At 70.7% G+C, this 22,099-nt stretch carries 10 protein-coding genes and 2 pseudogenes; 7 read left to right on the top strand and 5 right to left on the bottom strand.

Translation table 11 applies throughout. From position 1 onward, the window contains the following. Positions 1 to 383: 383 nt before the first annotated feature. Positions 384 to 2,312, bottom strand: a complete 1,929-nt coding sequence (locus ACIHFE_RS31085; protein ID WP_400111887.1) for an Ig domain-containing protein — start codon at positions 2,310 to 2,312, stop codon at positions 384 to 386. A 164-nt stretch (positions 2,313 to 2,476) separates the two neighbouring features. On the opposite strand from ACIHFE_RS31085, the pseudogene ACIHFE_RS31080 reads away from it, so the two are divergent. Beyond that, positions 2,477 to 2,753: pseudogene (locus tag ACIHFE_RS31080) on the top strand (Tn3 family transposase); the annotation flags it as partial. Positions 2,754 to 2,757: 4 nt separating this feature from the next. Here the strand turns inward: ACIHFE_RS31080 and ACIHFE_RS31075 are convergent. Further along, complete coding sequence (locus tag ACIHFE_RS31075; RefSeq protein ID WP_400111885.1) at positions 2,758 to 3,357, bottom strand: cysteine hydrolase family protein; 600 nt, start codon at positions 3,355 to 3,357, stop codon at positions 2,758 to 2,760. Positions 3,358 to 3,455: 98 nt separating this feature from the next. After that, entirely contained in the window at positions 3,456 to 4,700 is a 1,245-nt protein-coding gene (locus ACIHFE_RS31070; protein ID WP_400111883.1) for an MFS transporter, read from the bottom strand. A 140-nt stretch (positions 4,701 to 4,840) separates the two neighbouring features. Here ACIHFE_RS31070 and ACIHFE_RS31065 point away from each other — a divergent pair, with 140 nt between their 5' ends. Then, on the top strand, positions 4,841 to 5,776 hold the full coding sequence (locus tag ACIHFE_RS31065; protein ID WP_400111882.1) for a LysR family transcriptional regulator: 936 nt from the start codon (positions 4,841 to 4,843) through the stop codon (positions 5,774 to 5,776). 60 nt (positions 5,777 to 5,836) lie between these two features. Here the strand turns inward: ACIHFE_RS31065 and ACIHFE_RS31060 are convergent. Both ACIHFE_RS31060 and ACIHFE_RS31055 read right to left on the bottom strand, forming a co-directional pair. Beyond that, positions 5,837 to 5,953 (bottom strand): annotated as a pseudogene (locus ACIHFE_RS31060) (site-specific integrase); the annotation flags it as partial. A 372-nt stretch (positions 5,954 to 6,325) separates the two neighbouring features. Beyond that, a complete protein-coding gene (locus ACIHFE_RS31055; RefSeq protein WP_400111880.1) occupies positions 6,326 to 6,856 on the bottom strand; it encodes a GNAT family N-acetyltransferase in 531 nt (176 codons plus the stop codon). Positions 6,857 to 7,606: 750 nt separating this feature from the next. Between ACIHFE_RS31055 and ACIHFE_RS31050 the strand changes: the two genes are divergently transcribed. The 5 genes from ACIHFE_RS31050 to ACIHFE_RS31030 all read left to right on the top strand — a co-directional run bounded on the left by ACIHFE_RS31050 (position 7,607) and on the right by ACIHFE_RS31030 (position 22,034). Beyond that, positions 7,607 to 8,806, top strand: a complete 1,200-nt coding sequence (locus ACIHFE_RS31050) for a hypothetical protein (RefSeq protein WP_400111879.1) — start codon at positions 7,607 to 7,609, stop codon at positions 8,804 to 8,806. A gap of 10 nt (positions 8,807 to 8,816) precedes the next feature. After that, positions 8,817 to 14,195 (top strand): DUF6603 domain-containing protein, encoded by a 5,379-nt coding sequence (locus ACIHFE_RS31045; protein ID WP_400111877.1) that lies wholly within the window; start codon positions 8,817 to 8,819, stop codon positions 14,193 to 14,195. Continuing rightward, on the top strand, positions 14,192 to 16,573 hold the full coding sequence (locus ACIHFE_RS31040) for a hypothetical protein (RefSeq protein WP_400111875.1): 2,382 nt from the start codon (positions 14,192 to 14,194) through the stop codon (positions 16,571 to 16,573). The genes ACIHFE_RS31045 and ACIHFE_RS31040 overlap by 4 nt, the downstream gene beginning before the upstream one ends. Before the next feature lie 77 nt (positions 16,574 to 16,650). Then, positions 16,651 to 20,433: a hypothetical protein gene (locus ACIHFE_RS31035; protein ID WP_400111874.1), complete on the top strand. Its 3,783-nt coding sequence runs from the start codon at positions 16,651 to 16,653 to the stop codon at positions 20,431 to 20,433. After that, positions 20,430 to 22,034, top strand: coding sequence for a hypothetical protein (locus ACIHFE_RS31030; protein ID WP_400111872.1), 1,605 nt, complete (start codon positions 20,430 to 20,432; stop codon positions 22,032 to 22,034). Before ACIHFE_RS31035 ends, ACIHFE_RS31030 begins: the two co-directional genes overlap by 4 nt. Positions 22,035 to 22,099: the final 65 nt, after the last annotated feature.

Raw genomic sequence — 22,099 nt, 5'->3', positions numbered from 1 at the left:
GCGCTGGTTTACCGAGGTGGATGGGGATTCCGGTGGCAGGAAGGCCGGCGAAGGCTCGCACGAGGGCATCGCGAACGTGCTGGCCGGAGCGGCCGTCCGGAAGACGCAGAATTTGACGCAGCGGGTGATGCGGTCGACCAGGGTGCCGGGCGCTGGGTGGTCTGCGTCCGTGCCCGGCACGACGGCGACACCTCGAGCCGGCGCCGGACCGCGGCCGCAAGTCGGCTGTCGTCCGTGAACACCGCGATGCCGAGCGGCACATGTGGTCCCTGAAGAAGGACCACGACCAGATCGGCAAGCCCGGCACCCACACCGCACGGCTTCTGGTTCCGGGTGCCGTACTCAACGGGGAGTTGAGGGTGCCCGGCACCCGGGCGCGCCGGTCAGTCCAGACGGAAGGAAGCGTCGTCCAGCAGGAAGGCCGTAGCCGCGCCGCCGGTCTCATGCGAGGTGAACTTGACGATCACGGTGGAGCCGAACTCCGGGGCCACATAAGGCGTCAGGTCGATGCTGACGGGCCGGTAGCCCTGCGTGGCGTCCTTGTTGGACCAGCTGCGCAGTACGGCGATGCGCTTTCCGGAGTACTGGTCGTCCAGTTCCAGAGTGAGCGTGTCCTGGGGCTGCCGGGAGGTATTGGCGGACGCGATGTGCAGCCAGAAGGAGAAGTGGGCACGGGTGTAGCCGGGGGTGGTCTCCACCGCTTGCGAGAGGGTGTCCTCCTGTGCCGCGCTGTGGCCGAGCCAGGCGTAACCCTGGCCGGAGCGGGGAGCATGCTCGGCGGACCGGGTGATGAGGCCGGGGGACGACTGGGCCCACCAACCCGGGTAATTCCCCTTGGCGTTGAGCGGCACTTCGAAGCCCGGGTCCACGATCTGCTCCACGCCCCGGCAGCCGTAGGGGCCATGATCGAGCAGCCCCAGGCGGAAGCTGGTGGAGGCGTGGTTTCCGGCGCCGTCCAGGACCGACACCCGGACCGTGCGGGTACCGTGCCGGCCGCTACGGCCATGGATGACACCGGTGCGCGGGTTGATGGACAGGCCGCGCGGCAGACCTCTTGCCGCATAGCGCAGTGACTGCGATGCCCGGTCCGTGACGATCACGGGTACCGACAGAGTGCGGCCCGGCGGCGCCGTGCGGTCGCACATGGTGCTCAGCACCAACGGGTGGTTGGGCACCACAGGGTGGGAGGCGGAGCAGGTGTGCTGGTCATTGGACCAGGTGGTCTGGACCGCGAAGGAGCCGGTGGCCAACTGGAGGTTGAACAGGCCACCCGGGGTGCCCTGGGTGATCCACTGGCACTTGTCGCCGTTCTCCTGGCCGGCCGGGTCGATCCAGCCGCCGATGGCGTTCTGGTCCGTGATGGTCTCGGCGTACTCATGGCCGCCCAGCAGGGACCAGCCATCGAGGCGGCCACGCGGACCCGGGTTGATCCAATTGGTGCCGCAGTACTTGTAGTCGGTGAGGTAGGGCATCAAGGTGTAGGCGACGGTCCCGTAACCGGTGCGCCCGAAGGTGTGCCAGGCGCACCAGCTGTTGAGCTCGTGCCAGTGGTCCGGGTCCATGCCCTTTGCCGTGGTGATCACATACTGGACGTTGCGGTTCCGCGCCGGGTTGGTGTTGCCGAAGTGCTTGGCGGCCGCCGCGGCCTCCGCGGCTATCTCCGGTTCGGTGGCGGCCTGGGGCGCGGCGGCGGAATTGTCCACCCACACTCCCGCCAGGGCATCCCCCTGGGGGATGCCCACATGCGGGGCGTCGGCCGGGCAGTGGGTGGCGCCGGCGGTGACGCTCTCGCAGTACTGCGTCATCACACCGCTCCACGATTCGCCCTTGGTACCAAGGCCCTTGAAGAAGGACTGCTGGTAAGGGGCCGCGTGATCGGGGTCGTTGGAGAGCGTGACATTGCCGTCGGCACCCTTGCCCGCGCTGCCCCACTGAGAACCCCAGTAGACGATATAGACCTTGGGCGGTCCGGAGGTGACGCCCACCGAATCCTGGCCGCCGCCGTAGACCAGGTCGGGCTGGCTGTTGTCGACCGGGACCAGGGCGTGGGACGAGCGCGGGCCCACCGTGTGGTTCTTCCTCGCGGCCTGCGCGGCAAGGGCGTTGGCGGCGGCATGCGGGTGGCCCGGCTGGATCTGTGCCCAGTCCCCGTGGGTCCGCACCCAGCCCTCGGAGGCGGGATGGGCGTCCTGGGCGTGGGCGGCACCAGGGGACACGGCCATTCCGGTCGCGGCCAGGGCGAGGGTCAGCAGTGGTGCGGCGAATCTTCGGAGCGCCTGACGGGGTCTCAGGCGGGAGAGCGCTGCTTCCATGCACGTTACCTTTCGTGCGGCTGGACAGGCAGCGGTACAATTTCACATGTCATGCCTTGGAGGAGGCGACCCGGCAAGCAAAGCTTGCCCAAAGGCGGTTCGGTTGCCGCGGCTTTCCACCGGAGCATGCAGAGCCGATGCGCTTCTCGCGGTGACGGCGAACTCCTCGTGCGCTCGCCTCGCCCGGCCTGCCCGCCGGGGCGGGTGAGCACCTGGCGGCGCGGGCCGCCCTGCTGGACGGCACCTGCTGTGAGATCGCCGCGCGGGTGCCGGCGAACTCGCGGGATGCTGCCCCGGGTCGATCTGCCGGATGCCCTGCTGGAGGTGTTCTCATGGACCGGCGCCGACCAGGCGTTCACCTCGGTGACCGGCGGCGAGGCCCGGCTGAAGAACCCGCACCTGACGATCGCCGCGCTGCTGGTCGCGCACAGCTGCAACGTTCGAGTCAGCCGGCCCTGAGCAGGGCGCGCAGCTCGGTGGTGTCGATGATGTGGGCCCGTGCGGGGAAGACTTTGTGGAGCAGGATGTCGTGGACTTCGGTGTCCGGGTCGGCGACGCCGTCGGACAGGACGTAGAGCTGGTAGTCGCGGTCGGCCGCGTCGATGACGGTGGACAGGACGACTCCGCTGGTACTGATGCCGCAGACGACCAGAGTGGTGATGCCGCGCCCGCGTAGCTGCTGGTCGAGATCGGTGGTGGACATGCTGCCATAGCGGGTCTTGCGCACGATGATGTCGCCGTCCTGGGGAGCCAGGCGCTCGTGGACGGCGGCGGCAGGGTCTTTGTGGTGCATGACGCGGTGTTGGGCCAGCGGGGCGAAGGACTTGTTGGAGGCCGGGATCGCGTCCCAGTCGGCCTCGGTGAAGCCGACGCGTACGTAGGCGATGACGCCGCCGTGTGCGCGAACGTCGGCGATGGCCCCTGCCACGCGACCGAGCAGGGCGTCTCGGTCCTCGCCTTCGGGCACAAAGGCCAGGATCGCGGGCTGGTAGTCCATGACGAGCAGCGCGGTGTGCGTGGGGTCAAGTGCGGGGGCAGTGCTCACGCGAGTGTTCTCCTTGCTGGTGGTGTGCCTGGTCGACGCGGACGCGCGCCGGCGGACCGGCTGCGGCCCGCGGGCTTCAGTGGGCGAGTCGCGGTGTCTCATGAGGGGCTGCGGGCCACTTCCGGCTTGTGCCGCGCCGTCTGGTCCCGTCGGGGAAGCAGGAGCGGTGTGGTCAGGATGAGCAGTCCGGCGACCGTGAGGGCGGTGCGTGGGCTGGTGACGTCGGCGAGCAGCCCGGCGAGTGCGGTGAGGACGGCGATGGACGCCTGCTGCCCGATGGACCAGGCCGACAGGGTGCGGGCGACGAGATGCTTGGGGGTGTTTTCGAGCCGGTAGGTGGCGAGCACCGGACTGTACAGGCTCATGTTGATGATGATCGCCAGCTCGACGGCCATCACGGTGACGAGGCCGACGACGCCGGGACCGACAAAGGCCAGACCGATCAGCCAGATGGCGCGCAGGGTGCCGATGGTCCGGAAGACCCACTGCCGACCGAAGCGGGCCACGACGCGGCGGGCCAGCCGCGAGCCGATGAGTCCGCCGAGGCAGGGGGCGGCGAAGGCGAGGCCGTACTGCCAGGGCGGGAACCCGAGCCGGCGCAGCAGGAGCACGGCCAGCGGCGGCTCGGTGGCCATGATCAGCCCGGAGACGAGCATGTTGTTGAGGTAGAGCGGCCGCAGACCGGGGTGGCCCATGATGTGTCGCCAGCCGTCGAGCAATGCGCCCGCCCGGACCGGGCTCTTGTCGGTTGTTCGCGGCGCTTCTTCCCGGCCGCGGATCGCGGTGATGCCCAGCGCGGAGAGCAGATAGCTGAGCGCGTCGGCCACCACGGTGGTCACTGGCCCGAACAGGCCGATCGCCGCCCCGCCAAGCGGGGGCCCCACCGCGATGGAGCTCCAGTTCGTGGACTCGAACCGCGCGTTGGCCACGAGCAGGTCATCCGGTTGGACAAGGGCCTTGAGGTAAGCGCCGCTGGCCGCGTTGAACGCGATCTTGGCTGCGGCGACCACGGCCGAGACCACGAGCAGCTGGACAAAACCGAGCCATCCGAAGGCGTAGGCGACGGGGATCGTCGCCATGGCCGCAAACCGGGCCAGGTCCATCATGATCATGACCGGGCGCTTGTGCCGGACCTCCACCCACGGCGCGAGCGGCACCGCGATCAGCGCACCCACCGCAGGCCCCACCGCGGACAGCGCGGACACCTCCGCGGGTCCGGCGTGCAGCACCAGCACGGCGATCAGCGGCAACGCCCCGAACCCCAGCCCGGACCCATATGCGCTCACCGCATATGACGCCCACAGCCAGCCGAACTGCCGGCCCAACCGTCTCCTGCCCACCATGCTCAGCGCACTCCCCTTGAGGTCCCACACGAACAAACTGACGTTGACCGATGAGAGATAAGCGGGCAGGACAACCGCAGGTCAAACAACCGACCTGCCAGCAGTCCACAACTATCGGTTGTTCTCTAAGGTGGGTCGGCGTGGATCTCGAAGCAGTACGTACCTTCGTCGCCGTCGCGGAAGCGGGCCAGTTCCAGAAGGCCGCCGCCGACCTGTCGCTCACCCAGCAGGCCGTCTCCAAACGCATCGCCGCGCTGGAGCGCACCCTCGGCGTGCGGCTGTTCACCCGCACGCCGCGCGGCGCCGAGCCGACCATCGACGGGCAGGCGTTCCTGCCCCATGCGCGCGAGCTGCTGCGCGTCGGGGAGCGCGCGGTCGCCTCCGTGCGCACCGGCCGCCGTCCGCTGCGCGTCGACGTGATCGCCTCGCGCGTCGCGCCATCGGGCCTGATGCGCGGCTTCCACCACGCGCATCCCGAGATCGACCTCGACGTGGTGATGCTGTTCGACGTCGAGACGGCCGTCGCCGCCATCCGGTCCGGTGAGATCGACGCCTCCTTCCGCGCCGTCGCCATGCCCGGCCGACCCCTCCCCGAGGGCATCGAGTCCGTCCGGGTGCTCGACGAGCCGCACCAGCTCCTCACCGGTCCCGCCCACGCGCTGGCCCGCGCCCGGTCGGCGACCGTCGCCCAGCTCGCCGGGCACCGGATCTGGATGCCCGGCATCGTTCCCGGAACCGAGTGGGCCGCCTACTACGACGACCTCGCCGCCGAGTTCGGCCTCACCATCGAGGCAACCGGCCCCAACTTCGGCTCCGACACGCTCCTCGACACCATCGCCGACACCCCGGCCCTGGCCACCTTCACGACCGAGCAGACCCGCCTTGTCTGGCCCGCCGGCCACGGCCTGCGCCGCATCCCGGTGACCGACCCAACACCCGTCTACCCGCACTCCCTCCTCTGGCACCGCGACAACCCCCACCCGGCACTGGCCACGCTGCGGGCCCACCTCGCCGCCACAGCGGCCGGCCACGACGCTGCCGGGACCTGGGTACCGGACTGGGTGATTCCACGCTGAACGGCCTCGCCCGCGCGGCCGGCCCTCCCGGCGCAGACGGTCAACGCCGGGCGTCGCCGGGGAGGGCTTGAAGCAGAGATGGACGTTCTCCGGCTTCTTGTGCCGGGACTTCGCCATCAGCATCAACAGCGAGGCACCCTGCTCGCCGAGATGAGTCAGGGCGGAGTGGCGGTATTCGGCCCGCGGGTTCGTCCCTTGAGCAGCCGGGCTGTTGCCGTTGCGGGGACGTCAACGTCGACTCCGCCTCCGTCAGGGTCCACGCATGCTGCCGGGGCCCGCAAGGGCTCACCACCGACCCCCGCCGTGTCAAAGGGGGCCGTGCGCTGGGCAATTCGCCGGGGCCTGCCGGCGTTTCCGGAGGAGGCGGCCCGGTCGGCGAGGCCCTCGGCCGGTCCCGCGGCGGGCTGACCACCGAGGTCCACCTGGACAAGCTCCGGGTGTCCCGCACGGTGCGTGGCCGGCCGCGCGGGAGCCGGACAGCATGAGGGGTCCCACGGCCACAGGGCGTCATCGGGGCTTCCGCCAGACCGGGTGCCCTGCCCCGAGCCGTCAGCTGACCCGGCGGGCCAGCACCTGGCCCGGCCAGGTCCCGGAACGGAAACGGTCGGTGCGCGTGAATCCGTTTCTCTCGTAGAACGCGACCAGTTCGCCCCCGCCGCCGGCCCAGCAGTCGACCCGCAGCAGCTCCACGCCGGCCCGCCGGGCCTCCTCGACGGCACAGGCCAGCAGTGCCGCCCCGATGCCCAGGCCGGCGTACCGCCGGTCCGAGACCAGCAGCCGGACGTACCGCTCGGGTTCCTCTGCCGCCGCGATCGGCATCTGCGGGCTGGGGCCGGAGTCCAGCACCATCGCCCCGACAGGCGTTCCGTCCAACTCCGCGATGTAGGGGGCGTTTTCGGTCATGTACCGCTCGACCCGTGCCACCCCGCCGGGCTTCTGCGAATACGGTGTCGTGCCCCACTGCTCGGTGTTGCCGCGATCGTTCATCCAGACCACGGCGGAGTCGAGCATGTTCAAGACGGCCGACGCGTCGGCCAGGCTGCCCGGTCTGATCCGTATGGCATGTGCAGTGTCGTTCACGGCGCAAGCTTAAACATCGCCCGGCGAGTCGCGCCGCGCACTGCGACAGCACGCGTCCGTCCAACCATTTCACCGCCCTGCTGCACCCATAGGGGCGACCTTCACCGTCCATGACGCACACGCCAACCCGACCACACTGGAGTGGCCCGCGTCGAAGCAATCACGACGCCGAACGTAACCAACTGCGCGGAATACCGGCCACCTTGGGAAGAATAGGCGACCGCACGGACGGTCTGCCGCGGCCGCACTGACCCCTGCCGTTCGATCAGCCAAGGGCTGTCGTCGCGCCCGGCCTCCCGGCCGCGGCTTCGGCATGCGGGACACGGCCGAACACCCCGGCACTGCTGCTCGCATGGGCGGGTGCGTGCGACACGGTGCGGTGCCTCGCACTGCGAGACGCGGTGGTCGCGCTCAGGCGAAGAGTTCGCCGAGGGCCTCGGGGAGAGGGCGACTCCGGCCTTGTACGCCTCCGGAAAGTCCAGCATCGCCCGCACGGTGGCGAGGAGGCCGCGGTTCCGGTGGCGCGGTGTCATCTGCCTGCCCAAATGGCCGCATGTGGTCATAGTTGATGGACTGCCAGCCCTTTGGCTGGCATCAGGACAGCTTTGCAGGAGAACACGCCATTGGCGGAAGTCCGCTGTCATAGCCCGCCCTTCGTGCGGTGGGATGGCACGGTGACCGCGCAGGCGGGGACCGTCTTCCGCGTGTGTGCACCGGTCCATGACGGGTCAACGCCATCGAGGGGACGACATGCCGGTCAAGATGGTGTTCTTCAATGTGGGGCAGGGCGACTGCACGCTGATGACGTTCTCCCGTCCGGGGGCGGCGAAGGCGCATGCGGCGGTCCTGCTGGACTGCGGTTCGACCAAGGCGGTGGCTCCCCGGCCCGCGGCCGGTGTGACACCGACGGGCACGGCCAAGGACCGTATGATCGCGCATCTCAAGCAGAAGATCGACGGCTATCTGCAGAACCTGGAGAACCCCGGGATCCTGGACTACCTGCTGGTCAGCCATCCCGATCAGGACCACTTCAACCTGCTCAAGCATGTGCTGCTCGACTCCAGCGGCAAGCTGCGCTACACGGTCAACAATGTCTGGTACGCGCTGATGCCGAGCGACTACAGGGAGGGGCAGAGCAGGGACCCCTTCATGGAGAAGCTCCTCACCAGGCCCGCCACGCTGACCAGTCCTGGCGGCCATCATGTGGTCAACCCGCCCTTGATGAAGCCGACTCAGCCGGACCCGGAGCCCCTGTTCCCGGAGAATCCGGCGGCTCCCAACCTCTATCTGCTCGACGGTGGCGCCTTCCTGCTCTCCGGCACCAGCGCCTATCAGAGCGCCCCCAAGGAGACGCTCGCCAATCTCAGCAGCCTGGTGTTCGCGCTGGTGGGTGTACGCAACAGCGCAGGGGCGCGGCAGAAGGTGCTGTTGATGGCCGACGCCCTCAAGGAGAACGAGGAGGTGCTGATCGACATCGACAACAACCCCACCTTTCCGGACCGTTGGTGCCGCCGGGAGAAGAACCTCTGGCTCAAGGTCGGCCACCATGGCAGCAAGACCTCCACCTGTAAGCAATGGCTGGAGCACACCACCCCCGACGGGCTGTTCCTCAGCACCGGCCCCCTTGCCTTCCGTGGCAGGTCCGGCACCTGCACCGAGAGCAATGTCAACCGCCGCATGCTGATCGAGTGGGAGGCGGTCCGTACCGCACAGGGCATCCCCGCCCCCAAGGTCACCGGCCGCAGGCAGTGGGGCTACGGCTACCAGGACGATGTGCCTCCCAATGTGCTTCCCTGGCCGTTCCGCTTCCATGACGCCAGCGGACGCGGCATCTTCAGCACCCTCGCAGGAGAACCGACCCCCGCGACCGGGGGCGAGTGGACCGGGGTCGACTGGCATATGTGGATCGACCGCGCGGGCGCCGGCACTTACGACCTCTGGTACGAGTAGGAGACCTGCGATGGCGCTGTCCGTCGAGACGCTGCGCGCGACCCTGCAGGCCGCGAAGGAGCAGCGGGAGCTGACCGTCCCACCGGAATTCCTGGAACTCGAGCCCTCCGCCGGGCTGTTCACCGAATACCTGGCGAATGGTGTGCTGCATGTGCGCGAGGCGGACATCGACGTGACCCGGCTCACCGCCGCCGGTACCGTCGCCCTGGCGAGCGGCACCGATGCCGCTACGTCCGTGCGGTTCCTGGCCGACGACGCCGGCCGTACCGTGGCGGGCCTGCGGATCGATGCGGCCCTGCCGTCCGGCGCCCCGGACCTGCCCAAGCAACTTCGCGACGCGCTGGTCCCGTTGGAACGGTTCGGGCTCGGCGTGCTCCATCTGGTCCTCGGCGTTGAGACCGGGCTGAACGACGAGCCGGAGGCGGTCGTCGGGGTGGGCGCCGAACTCGACTTCCCCAACGCGCAAGCGGCCCGCAAACCGTATCTCTGGGGGTACCCGCCGAAGACGGGCACCATCTGGCGGCTCGGGGCCCGCTTTGTGCCGGTGCCGCTCAGCTCGCTGGACGACCTGGGCTCCTTCGCCTCGGTCGGCGCCGGCGGCTTCGATCTGCCCCCGGATTTCGCCCCGGGCAGCGGCCTGGCGCTCACCGGCCTGGGGATCGGTTATGCGACGGGCAACGGCTCCGCGCGAACGTCCGACGCGGACCGGCTGCTGTCCGTCTGGCTGAGCGTCGGCCTGGACCGAGCCTGGGAACCGCTGGACGGACTTACCGTCTCCGGCCTCCACTCCGACTTCACGGTGCAGCATCCCTTCACCTCCCCCCGGCTGCGGGCCACCCTGGGCGGTCATGTCCAACTGGCCGACGACATCGGCGTCGACGTCGAGATCCGCCTTCCGGACCGCTCGCTGACCGGCACCCTCAGCGCCCCCGTCAATGTCGGCCGGCTCCTCCAGGACCGCTTCCCCGGTATCCCCGTCCCCACCTCCCTCACCGTCAGCGAACTCACCCTCTGGGCCGAACTCGCCTCCGACGCCGGCAACCGGGGCTATGGACTCGACCTCGCACTCACCGAGGTCTGGCAGGTCGTCCCCGGTATTGAGCTCAGCCAGGTCGTGCTCACCGTCTCGCACCAGGCCGGGGTCACCCTCGCCGGGATCGCGGCGCGCTGGCAGCTGGACGAAGGGGTCCTGGACGTCGCCGGGACCTGGTCGTCCACCGACGGCTGGGCATTCACCGCGCATGCGGTCGGCCTGCAACCGGCAGCCGTCATGGGGCACTTGGGGATCGATGTGCCCGAGGCTCTGCGGGATCTGGCCATCGAAGAGTTGTCCATCGCCTTCGACACCCATGGACACTTCGTCTTCGCCTGTACCACCACCCTCACCGTCGGCGAGACTCCCGTCTCCCTCACCGTCACCGTCGACCACACGCCCGAGCACACCAAGGTCACCGGGCTGGTACGGCTCACCGTCCCGCTCGACGACGACACCGAGCGCGTGCTGGATTTCGCCGTCGACTATGCCGGCGACCCCACCGGACGTGTCCTCACCGCCCGCTGGACCGGCACCCCGGGCATCACCTCCCGCGAACTCGCCGGCGCACTGGGGCTGTCGGTCCCCGCCGGGGTCCCGACCGGGCTGCTGCCCACCCTGACCTCCGTCGGCCTGCGCTATGACACCACCGCCGGGCGGCTGCTGCTGGCCGCGACGACCGAGGCCGGCGGCGGCATCGTCGCCGCGTCCGTACCCGGCACCCCACGCTCCCTGGTCCTTCTGGTCGCCGCGAACATCTCCGACCTGAAGCCCACCAAGCTGTCCCAGCTCCCGCTGGTCGGCGATCAGATCCCGGCGAGCGTGGACGTCGGCATCACCGGCATCCAATTCCTGGTCACCGGCAATGCGTTGAGCGCCGCCCAGGTGCAGCAGGTCAACGCCGACCTCGATGCCGTCGGCTGGACCGGCGGCAAGCTGCCCGACTCCGGATCCGGCCTGCCCAAGGGCGCCTTGCTCACCCTCCCCTATGAGATCGCGGGCCAGGCCCAGGACCCGCTGGCTCTTTCCTTCGGCGGGGGCGGGCAGCAGCAACTCGCGGTGCGGGACCGAAGCGGTGGCGGTCCGGAGTCCGCCGCCTGGGTCGATATCGGCCGCTCCTTCGGCCCCCTGCATCTGCAACGCATCGGTGCCGGCTTTGACTCCGGCAAGGTGCTGGTGATGTTCGATGCCAGCATGGGTGCCTCCGGGTTCACCCTGGGCGTCATCGGCCTCGGCATCGCCCTTGACCTCGACACTATGAGCGCCGCACCTCTCCTCCAGGGGCTCGCCCTCGACCTGCGCCGCGATCCGCTCCATATCGCGGGTGCCCTGGTCAACCGCCAGCCGCCGCCCGAGGGTTACACCATCCTGGTCGAGGGCCTGCTCATCGTGGAGATGCCGAGGTTCGGGGCGCTGGTGCTCGGCGCGTACCACCGGCGCAGCGACGGCATGACCTCGTTCTTCGCCTTCGGCCGGCTCAAGGGGACCTTTGGCGGCCCGCCCCCGTTCCGTGTCACCGGCTTCGCCCTGGGCTTCGGCTACAACAGCAGCGTCCGTGTCCCCGAGCAGACCGAGATCGCCCAGTTCCCGCTGGTCTCCGGGCTGGACGGCGAGCTGCCCGACGATCCGCTCGCCACGCTTCCCCTGCTCACCGGCGGGGCCAATCCCTGGGTGAGCCCCGCCGAGGGGCAGATCTGGCTGGCCGGCGGCATCGACTTCACTTCCTTTGAGTTCGTACAGGCCCGCGTCCTGCTGCTGGTGGAGGCCGGTAACTCCCTCACCCTCGCCCTCATCGGCCGCGCCAACGCGAGTTTCCCCCAGAAAGGCGCCAAGAAGTACGCGCGCATCGGCGTCGACCTGCGGGTGGTCTACCAGTCGGCACGCGGCGAACTCGCCGCCAGCGCCCAGCTGGTGGACTCCTATGTCATCGACCCCTCCTGCGTGCTCACCGGCGGTTTCGCCTTCTACTCCTGGTTCGGGCCGAGTTCGCACGCCGGGGACTTCGTACTCACCGTCGGCGGCTACCACCCCGACTACAAGCCGGTCCCCCAGCACTACCCGATCGTCCCCCGTCTCGGCTTCACCTGGTCCGTCGGCTCGGCCGTCACCGTCAGCGGCGGCGCCTACTTCGCGCTCACCCCCAACGCCGTGATGGCGGGCGGCTCACTGGATGTGCGCTACAAGGCGGGGAATGTCGAGGCCTGGCTGACCGCTCAGGCCCATCTGCTCATCCAGTGGGCGCCCCTGCACTTCCGCGCCGGGATCTCCATTCGCGTCGGTGCCCGCGTCAAGCTGCTGTTTACCCTCAGCGGCGAGATCGGTGCCTCCCTCGACCTCTGGGGTCCGCCCACCGGTGGCACGGTCACCGCCAAGTTCGTGTTTATCAAGGTCACGGTCAAGTTCGGCGCCTCGCTGTCCGGTCCGGACGCGCTCACCTGGGACGAGTTCCGCGCCCAGCTCCTGCCGCCGGAGGCTCCGCTCACCGCGCATCCGCTCCTTGGACTGCTCACCGACTCCGACGCCGACCCCGCCCTGCGGGCCGCCCGGATCAAGGCCGGTACGGAGCCTTGGCTCGCCGACCCGTCGGGTTTCTCCTTCGCCGTCTCCACCGTGGTGCCCACGGCGAAGGTGCGCTTCAACGAGCGGGACCCGGAGGGCGAGAGCACCGTCGACATCCGGCCCATGAAGCAGAAGGGCATCGACGGACTGCTGCACCTCACCGTCGAGTACAGCAACACCCGCCGCCGGCAGCTCGCCTCCTGGCGTGCGCTGCCCAACGAAGGCAAGTGGCGGGTCGACACCGAGCATGGCGAGGTGCCCTTCGCCCTCTGGGGCGACCCCGACGTTCCCCAGAAGGACACCCTGGGCCAGGCCCCGCTCCTGGACCACCTCACCGGCCTGCGCGTCACCGTCCCCGGACCCCGGGTCAATGGCCAGGACCTCGGCCCGATCGCCGAAGGCGACCTCGCCTGGGAGAAGCTGAACCCCGACGCCACCCTGCCCCTCGACCCCGGCGCACCCCCCACCGGCTCACCCGTCGCCTTCGCCGATCCGCTCGGTGCGGGCGTGGGCGTGCTCGCCGACCAGATCGCCAATCTGGCGGCCGGCTCGGCCCGTACCCGGATGCACGGTGTCCTCGCCGGTCTCTGCCCCGGGATCCCGCTGCCCAACGGCACCGTGGGCGACTACGCCGAGCTGGCTCGTACCGCCGGACTGGACGCGGATCCGCTGCTGCTCACCGAGGACCATGTGCCGCCCGCACCCGGCCCGGTCGTCCTGGTGCTCGACGACACCACCGGCACACTCCTGTCCCTGGACCCGGAGACGGCGGCCGTCGTCGGCCGGGTCCCGGTCGGGCAGCCCGGTCCCTACCTGGCGGTGCCCTCGGCGGACGGGGCGATGCTGTACGCGGCCGGTGCCGATCCCCGGCAGCTCTCGGCCATCGCCGTCATCGCCCAGCAGGTACACCCGCCGTACACCGGCCTCCAGCTGGCCGGGCGGCCGACGGTGCTCATGGTCAAGCGGGACGGCTCCCGGGCGGTGGTGGCACGGGCGGCACGCATCGCGGCCGCGTCCATCGACCTCACCGGGGCAACCGAGCCCGTCCATACCGACGTTGACCAGCAGGATGTGCAGTCCTTCGGCGGCATCGCGGTGGACGCCGAGGCGGGACGGCTGTATGTCAACGCCAACGACGCCAGCAAGACCCTCAGTTACGACACCTCGGCCGGCACCAAACTCGGCACGGTGTACGGGCCCGCGACACCCACCTTCGTCACCCCAGGGCAACCGGACCGGGTGTATGTCCACGGCGCGGCGGCGGGCAGCAATGGCCAGGTCCAGGTGATGCCGGTGCCGACGCCCGGCGTCTCGTACACCCCCTACAACTTCCCGGCGGGCGGCACCGCGCTGGCCATGCTCACCAACTCGGCCCGCCGGGCGGTGGTGTTGCGGAAGGCCGGCGACACCGGACAGGTGGTCACGCTTTATGAGCGTCCCGGCTCACCTCCCATCACCATCGCCGAACACTCCGTCGCCGTCGGCGCCGACCCCCGCTCCCTCGCCCTCGATCCCGCCGGCCGCGCCTGGGTCCTGCACGGCGCCGCCGTATCCGTGGTCAACGGCGGCACCCTCCTCGGTGAACTCCCCCTCGGCGCACTCCCGTTGTCCATCACCTTCACCCCGGACGCCGCCCGTGCGTTCATCGCCTGCGATGACGCGACCGTCACGGTGGCCGAGATCCAGGACAACGTGCCGGTGGCCACCGGCCACTGGCGGCTGCCGCCCGGGACCGTCGCCTCCGCGGCCCTCTACACCGTGTTCGACACCACCGCCTCCGAAGGGGCCGCCCGATGACGGACCAGCGCCGCGCCATCCCGCCGGCCTCCGACCCCGGCTTCGTCCTGCGCTTCCAGGACAACCGCGAACCCGCCATCGACGCCGGGCTCTACCGGATCAGGGCCACTCAGACGCTGCCCGGTGTGGTCGGGGACACCGCCGGCTATCTCAAACCCGTCTGCGAGACCTTCGAGGTCCGCGCCCCGCAGTTCGCGCTCGCCGACGAGCAGGTGCACGCCGTCAATCCGGCGCCCGAGGCCCGCTCCGACTACTCCACGACCCTGGCGCATATCACCCTCCCCGATCCGCTGCTGCCGTGGATGCGGCGCCTGGACGAACCGGAGGCCAAACAGGACGCACCGGCCGAACCCTGGCTCGCCCTGCTGCTGTTCGCCCCGGGCGAGCTGCCCGACGACCCCGAATCCATCGGCCTGACCGTGCCCATGACCGCCGAGGAACTCACCGCCGACTCCGCTGGAATCCGGCATCCGAAAGTCCGCCATATCGAGGGCGACCCCAGCGCGCTCTGCCACACCGTGGAGATCCCCGGCGATGTCTTCGCCACGGTCGTCCCGCGCACGGATGAACTCCGGCACCTGATCCATGTCCGCGACGTCCGGACGGACACCGGGCTGCGCGGCGAACAGCTCGCCGCCGGCGCCTATGCGGTCGTCCTCGCCAACCGGCTGCCCGACCGCGAGCACCAACTCCGCTATGCCGCCCACCTGGTCGCCCTGGAGGGCTGCCGGTCCATCCTCGCCGACGCGGACGCCGGGCAGCTCACCGCCGAGGTGCGCATCCGCCTTGCCGCGCTGCACAGTTGGTCCTTCACCAGCAACCCGGCACCCGGCGGCGGCTTCCCGGGCCGGGTGCGGCACTTCCTCTTCGACGAGGACGGCAAGGAACTCGATCTGCTGCTGCATGTCCCCACGCCCCCGGCCGAACCGCCGTCCGGTACCGACCCCGCCGCCTATGCCGTGGCCCGCGCCCGGCTGGCCTCGGGCCGGGTGCCGCTGGCCTATGGTCTGGAGACCGGCGAGCGCGGCTATGCCTGGTACCGGGGGCCGTTCACGGCCGAGCCGGCGCAGCCGCTGCCGACGACCCCGTCCGGATTCGACTGGACCAGCGCGGCACAGCTGATGACCTACGACAAGGCGTGGGGTCTGTTCGACGCGGGCTGGGGCGCCGCCTGGACGCTCGGCCGCGCCCTGGCTCTGGCGGACGCGGACTTCGCCGCGATGCTGACCGCCTGGCACCTCAAGGCCCGTACCCGGGCGGCGGTACTGGCCCAGCGGCTGGCGGCGGTGGGTCTGGAGGTGGCGGCAACAGCGGGAACGGGCGGACCGCAGGGCGGGCCCATTGCCGGCGGTCCACGCACCCCCCGAGCCCTGGCCCCCCGCCCCTTCGGCACTCTCCTGGAGGAGCTGGCCGCCAACGGCGCCGCCGCCCGGCTCCTGCGCGCCGGTACCCACCCTGCCGAGGCCCGCCACGCACCCGAGCCCGAGCCCTTCCGCCGCACCCCCACGGCCGGGCGGCGCGGAACGGCACGGGCCGCCCGTACCGCCGCGCTGCTGGCCGATCCGCCGGAGGCGCTGCGCACCGCCCTGGCCGCGCAACTCGCCGATGCCACCGCCCCGGTCAGCGAGTGGCTGCAGCGGCTGCGGCTGCTGTACAACCTCCCCTTCGCCGATCTGGTGCCCGACGAGCACGCCCTGCCCGCCGAGTCGCTGCGGCTGTTCTATGTGGACGCCGGATGGCTCACCGCGCTGGTGTCCGGCGCGGCGGGCATCGCCATCACCGGGGAGAGCGACGCGGCCCTCGCCCGGATCGCCGCACCCTGGGCACGGACCGGCGACGAGGGTCCGACTCCCCGCGCGGGCGTGCTCATCCGGTCCGCGCTGGTGCACGAGTGCCCGGGGCTGCTCGTCCGCCCGTACCGAGGGCACGGCGATGCCCGTGCCCCCATCGCGATTCTGCGGCAGGACGTCCTCGGCCCGGATGTGCTGCTCGTCCTCTTCGAGCAGGTACCCGACGAGGTCGAGCTGGCCGAGCCGCCCGAGGGCCTGTCCTTCGGCATCGACATCAGCCTTGACCGCAAGCGCGTCATCGACCTGCGGCGGGTCGATGCCCCGGTGGCCCGGCAGATCGACGGCCAGGCCTTTCCCTTCCCCGCCGGCACCGATGGACTCGACGCCTATCTGCGTCCCGACCCCGGCGGGCGGCGAGCCGTCCTCGATCTGCGGCCCGCCGCCATGGACGGGCTGCTGCGCAAACTCGCCGGCCGGCTCGCCGAACTCGGCCAGCAGGCCGCCACCGGGTTCGGCCCCGCCGGGCTCGCCGTCCAGCTCGTCAACGCGCCCCGTCGCCAGCTCATCACCCGTACGACGGCCCGATGACCGCGAACCATCCCAAGGAAGGGCAGACCAGCGCCGTGACGCCACCCTCTGCAGCATCGGGCCCCCAGCCACTTGTCGTGCCGATGCAGATCGAAGCCCTCACCGTCAATGAACGCGTCCGCTCTGCCGAGGTCTTCCAGCGCTGGCAGGCCAACTACGCGCTGACCCGGCTCAGTCTGTCGCCCGAACCCCCGGCGTTCTCCAACACCGATACGGCCTTCAACGCCGACCCCGACCGCGAAGGCGTCTATCTGCACTGGCAGTTGCCCCAGGCCCTCACCCATGGCGTGGACGAACAGGGCGACGGCGTCCCGGTCTTCCCGCTCGTCCCCAATCGCTGGCTCGTCGTCCGCCAGGCCGTCGCCGCCGCGACCGGGGCACGCACCGACACCGGCTGGATCGTGGAGAGCGATCATCTGGACCCGGCGCACGGCTCCAGCACCTATATGGACCGGGACGGCCGCCTCACCCGCATCGGCCGGCGTATCAGCCTGGCCGACGGGGCCTGGACCGAACCCGGCACACCGGGCGGCCCGTTCCTGACCGCCGTCGGCCCCGGACTGCCGGCCTTCGCCGCCTACCAGCCCTACAACACCGATGTGTTCTCCGTGCACGACCGGATGGACGACCTCGATCCGGACACCGCCTACCAGCTCAACTACCTGGTCGCGGGCTGGTACGGCGACCCGGCCGCCGACCCCCTCACCGGCGACCTCGCCGAACGCCTCGCCGCCCTCCGCTGGAAGGCCACCGGCACCGTGCCCGACACCGCCCGGACGGTCTGCCATGGCACCGCCCTGGATGTGCGGTGGCAGCGCCGGGGCAGCGGTATGCCCGCCTCCGACCGGCCCGACTATGTCACCGTCGCCGTGGGCAACAACACCGAGCACGCGACCAAGGCCATCAAGGAGTACGCGGCCCGCAGGGCCGGCTCGCCGCCCGAGCTGGCCGCGCTGCTGTCGGCCGTGCATTCCGGCGTGCTGGACCTCCTTGAGGAACCCGACGGCCAGTTCCGGGCCGAACGCGCCCTGCACGCCTCGTGGTTCACCCCGACACCGGCCGGCTACACCTGGGTGCTGGAGGAGGTGGAGCAGCCCGGGACGCCGCGGCTCACGCGCCGCCGCCGGCCCCGCTCCGTCCGCGGGGCCCACGCCCAGGTCCTGGCCCGGCTCAATCAGGACCAGGCCGCGCACGACACCGGTGTACAGGACCTCATCGCCGCCCAGCGCCGCCTGTACGACCTGTGGTGGGCGGCCAACCTGCCCAAGGTGCCGGACGCACCGGGCGAGCCGCCCGGCAAGTACCGCACTGACCTCGCCGAACGGGTATCGGCCGCGACCAGGGCGGCGCAGGACCAGCGCGGCGAGGTGACCAGGCTGCGCGCCGCGATCCCCTGGGGCGACACACCCGGCCAACTCGCCGCCGGCATCGCCCAGTACCAGCGGGACCACGGCCTCCCGGAGGACGAGGTCGTCCTCAAACGCGCCGTCCTGCCCGACCACCACCGCCCCAACGACCCCGTCGTGGTCATCAAGGGAACCAAGGACCGGCCCATTCCGCCGGACCCCGAACACCAGGCCCTTGCCGACCCGTACACGGTGTCCTCGGGCACCTACGAGGACGACGAACAGGACGAGGACCCGCCGCTCGCCTGCCGCTGGCCGGACACGCTGATCACCGGCGTGCGGGTGACCGGGACCACGGTCTCCGCGACCCAGGCACAGACCCCGAAACCACCCAACGTCCCCTCCCCCGAAGGGCTTTCGGGCGTACTCACCGCGCTGCTGCGCGAACTGTTCCACCTCGGCTCCTGCAACGCCCCCACGCTCGCCCGCACCACCGGCTTCGAGGAAGTGGCAGCACTCGCCGAAGCCATGCGCGACCCGCGCGCCAACGCCATCGGCAAACCGGGGGCGTACACCGCGCAGTGGCGGCAGCCCTGGCAGCCCCTGTTCTTCGAGTGGAAGGTCGACTACTTCCCCATCGAGTGGCAGGGCGACCCGGACGGCGGCGCGGCCGGCCGCGACAACTGGAGCTTCGACGGCACCGGATACCACTGGCTCGGCACCGGTGCCCACTCCGTCCCCCTCACCCTCAGCGGCCGCCAGTTCCTCGCCCCCACCGCGTCCGACACCGCGGCCGCCGCGCTACGGCAGTACGCCCGCACCCACCCGGGACCGGGCGCCGCCGCACTGCGCGCACTCGCCCGGCAGATCGAGGCGGACGCCGACTGGTTCTCCCAGCCCATGGCGGGCTTCACCGAACAACTCACCGCCCGGACCGCCACGCCCGCCACCCTCAACCCGCACTCCGAGCTGCCGCCGGACCTGCGCACCGCCCTCACCGAAGCCACCGGCCGCACCCTGCCGCCCAACCCGGGCGCCCTGCCCCGCCCGTTCACCGGCTGGAACGCCAGTCTCTACCAGCCGCTGCGGGCCGGGCAGTTCGCGTTCGCCCGGCTCGCCGTCATCGACCGCTTTGGACACGCCCTGCCCGCGATCTTCCCGGACCCGGTCGCCCTGCGGTTCGCACCCGGCAACGAGCCCGGCGACGTCATCGGCGTCGGCGTGCCGGCGCGCCGCTTCGCACCGGAACTCCCCGAGGAACTCACCCCGTCCTGGAAGGACCCGGACGACCCCCGCCAGGGGCACTGGACCATCAACCCGGCCACCTGGTATCGCTTCACCCAGCTCACGCCCCGGCTGACCCAGCCCGCACGGGCGGGCTTCACCCTCCTCGACGCCCGCGACGATCTCAAACCGATCAGCACCGCGGGCGACCCGGACGCGAGCCCGGTCTCCGCCTGGCTGGTCCCCGGCCATCTCGACCGGGCCCTGTACGCCTACGGGCCCGACGGCGCCCCGCTCGGCGAGCTGCGCACCACCCTGCCGCCCAACGGCCGCCCCCAGGTGACCTGGCACGCACTGCCGTACTCCCCGTACCGCACCATCGACGAGCTGCGCACGGAGTATCCGCACCTGCACGGCTTTCTGACCGCGCTGGTCGCCGAGGACCGGGGGCCGGCGGCGCTCCGCTCCCTGCTGACCGTCATCGACCGCACCCTGTCCATGACCGCCCCGATCGGCGAGGCCGCGCCCCCGCACACCCCGAGCGTGCTCGTCGGCCGGCCGCTGGCCCTGATGCGGGTCCGGTTCGGAATCGACCTCGACGGGCCGCCGTACCACGACCCGTCCTGGGCGAATCTCCGCGACCCGGCGGCCCCCGCATACCCGGGCTACCGCTGGCCGGTACGGCTCGGTGAACGCAATGAGCTGACGGACGGGCTCGTGGGCTACTTCCACGGCGCACACCACGCCACGGACTACCGGCTCCTGCACACCGTCCTGGGGGCGGACGAACTCCCCGACGAGGCACGGGAGTACTTCGACCCGATCGGGACGGGCGCCTCCCTCAAACTGCCGGCCCGGGTGCCGGGCAGCGACCCGGACGACCGGGACGCCGCGTTCCTGACCCTGCTCGCCGATCCGCGCGGCACCGTGCACGCGACCACCGACGTCCTGCCGTCCGCCGAAGTCCGGCTGCCCGCCCGGCTCGTGGAACCGCCGCTGGCCGAACTTCCGGTGTCCTTCCGGCTCGGCCCTCTGCCGGTCGGCGAGTATGTACCGGACCCGGCGACGGTACGTGCGGACGAACCCCCGGCGCTCGTACTACCGCGCCCCTCCGACCGGTTCGGCAGCTGGACCTGGGTGCAGAACGAGTCCGCCGGCACCTGGAGCGCGGCCGCCACCTACGCCTCCGACGGCGAGCCCCGGCACCCACACCCCGCCCCCGCCCTGCGCACGGGTCGTCTGACGCTACGTCCGAACCACGCCGATGAGACCGAAGGAGACCGCCGATGAGCGACTGTGTGCTCAGCTACGCCCTGACGACCGTCCCCACCCCGCTCACCGTCAGCCCGCCCAAGAGCGGCCCCGGAAACGAGGACGAACTCGCCTACGGCTCCATCGATCTCGTCATCTCCAACAGCGGCAGTACCCCCGTGCGTTGCAGCAAGATCGCGATTGTGCTGCCCGTGGGCACCCTCGCCCAGGACCTGGCTCTCACCGGCGAGGGCATCGCACCCTATGTCGAGCCCGAGTCGGGCTGGACGATCGTCGGCCCACAGCCGGACGTCCTGCTCGCCGTACCGACGGCCGAGACGGCGGTGTTCCCGGCGGCGGGCGACACCACGGGAGATTCGGCGCGGGTGCGGTTCAGCGTCGAGCCCAGGGGCGGAGCGAGCGAAGTGACCGTCGACGGGCTCTACATCACCCTCAAGAACATCGCAATCAGCAACAAGACCGGGGTGTCCCGGATCGGCATCGAGGAGTGGGCCACCACGGGCGATCAGATTCCGCCCACGCCCCATACCGGAGCGCTGGAGGTCGCCAAGTTCCCGTTCCGGAGCGGGGCGGATCCCTCGCCCGGGATCGGACGGGCGCTGGAGGCGACGGTGGGAGTCGGCGGGCCACCGGCCACCCGTATCGCGGCAGAGGCGGCGGTACGGCTGGGGTGGCACCATCTGCGCGGCGACAACCACGAGTTGTATATGGACGGGGAGCGCGTCACGGACTCGTCCATCGCGGGCGGAAGCGCCTACCCGGTACCGGCCGGGCGCTTGGTGCGGGACACCTCGTTCGCCCTGAAGACCGTGACACCGACGCCGGACGGTGGGTTTGTGACCAGGTGGGATCACCTGACGGTCTGTGTCACGGATCAGACGCTGGCAAGTCTGACGGTGAGCGGGGCCATTCAGGCCAATGGAAGCCTGACGACGAGTAGCGCGGGCGAGACGACGTTCCACCACAAGGTGTCCGTGGCCGATGGAAAGGAACTGGTCGCGAGCGGCGTTCTCTGGGCGAACAACAGCGTGAAGTCCACTGGGGGGACCACAAAGGTCGACGGCGCGCTGAACGCGACCGGTCAGATCCTGGCCGACCAGGGAATCAGGATCGACGGCGATATCACTTCGGCGAAGTCCGGCATCAACGTTGGTACGAACGTCAAGTTCACATCAGGGCACAAGCTGGATGTCGACGGCACACTGGTGGCCGACAGCAACACCCAGACCGTGCGGATGCAGAACGTGATCGTCGATGGAACGGCCGATCTCATCAAGCAGGGAACGGAGTTCTTCACGACCACGAGCACCGGCCAATGGAACTACAGGGCGCCCACAGCAGGCTTCGTCATCGCGACGGTCAGTGTGAAGAGCAACACCTCAGGACACGCGACCGCATACACCTGGGGCAACGGGTCTACGGCCTATGGAAACCTGCGGGCGGCCGGCGAGCAGTCGGGAACGATCGCGGTCAAGAAGGGACAGACCTTTGGCGTGGGGCACGCGCGATGGAGCGGTTCGTCGGAAGCCCGGTTCGCCTGGGTACCGCTCGGCGCGGGTGGGTCGCCGACTCAGGTGCAAGCCGTCCCGGCCGAGGTAGCGGCACCTACCGGCGATTGACGCATCAACGAGAGCGCTGGAGGAGGCGGGAACTGCCCCCGCCTCCTCTGGCCTTGGGGCGGCAT

Origin of the sequence: Streptomyces sp. NPDC052396 (genome assembly GCF_044593195.1) — a bacterium.
Classification (GTDB): Bacteria; Actinomycetota; Actinomycetes; order Streptomycetales; family Streptomycetaceae; genus Streptomyces.
This window is presented reverse-complemented; position numbering and strand designations above follow the sequence as displayed.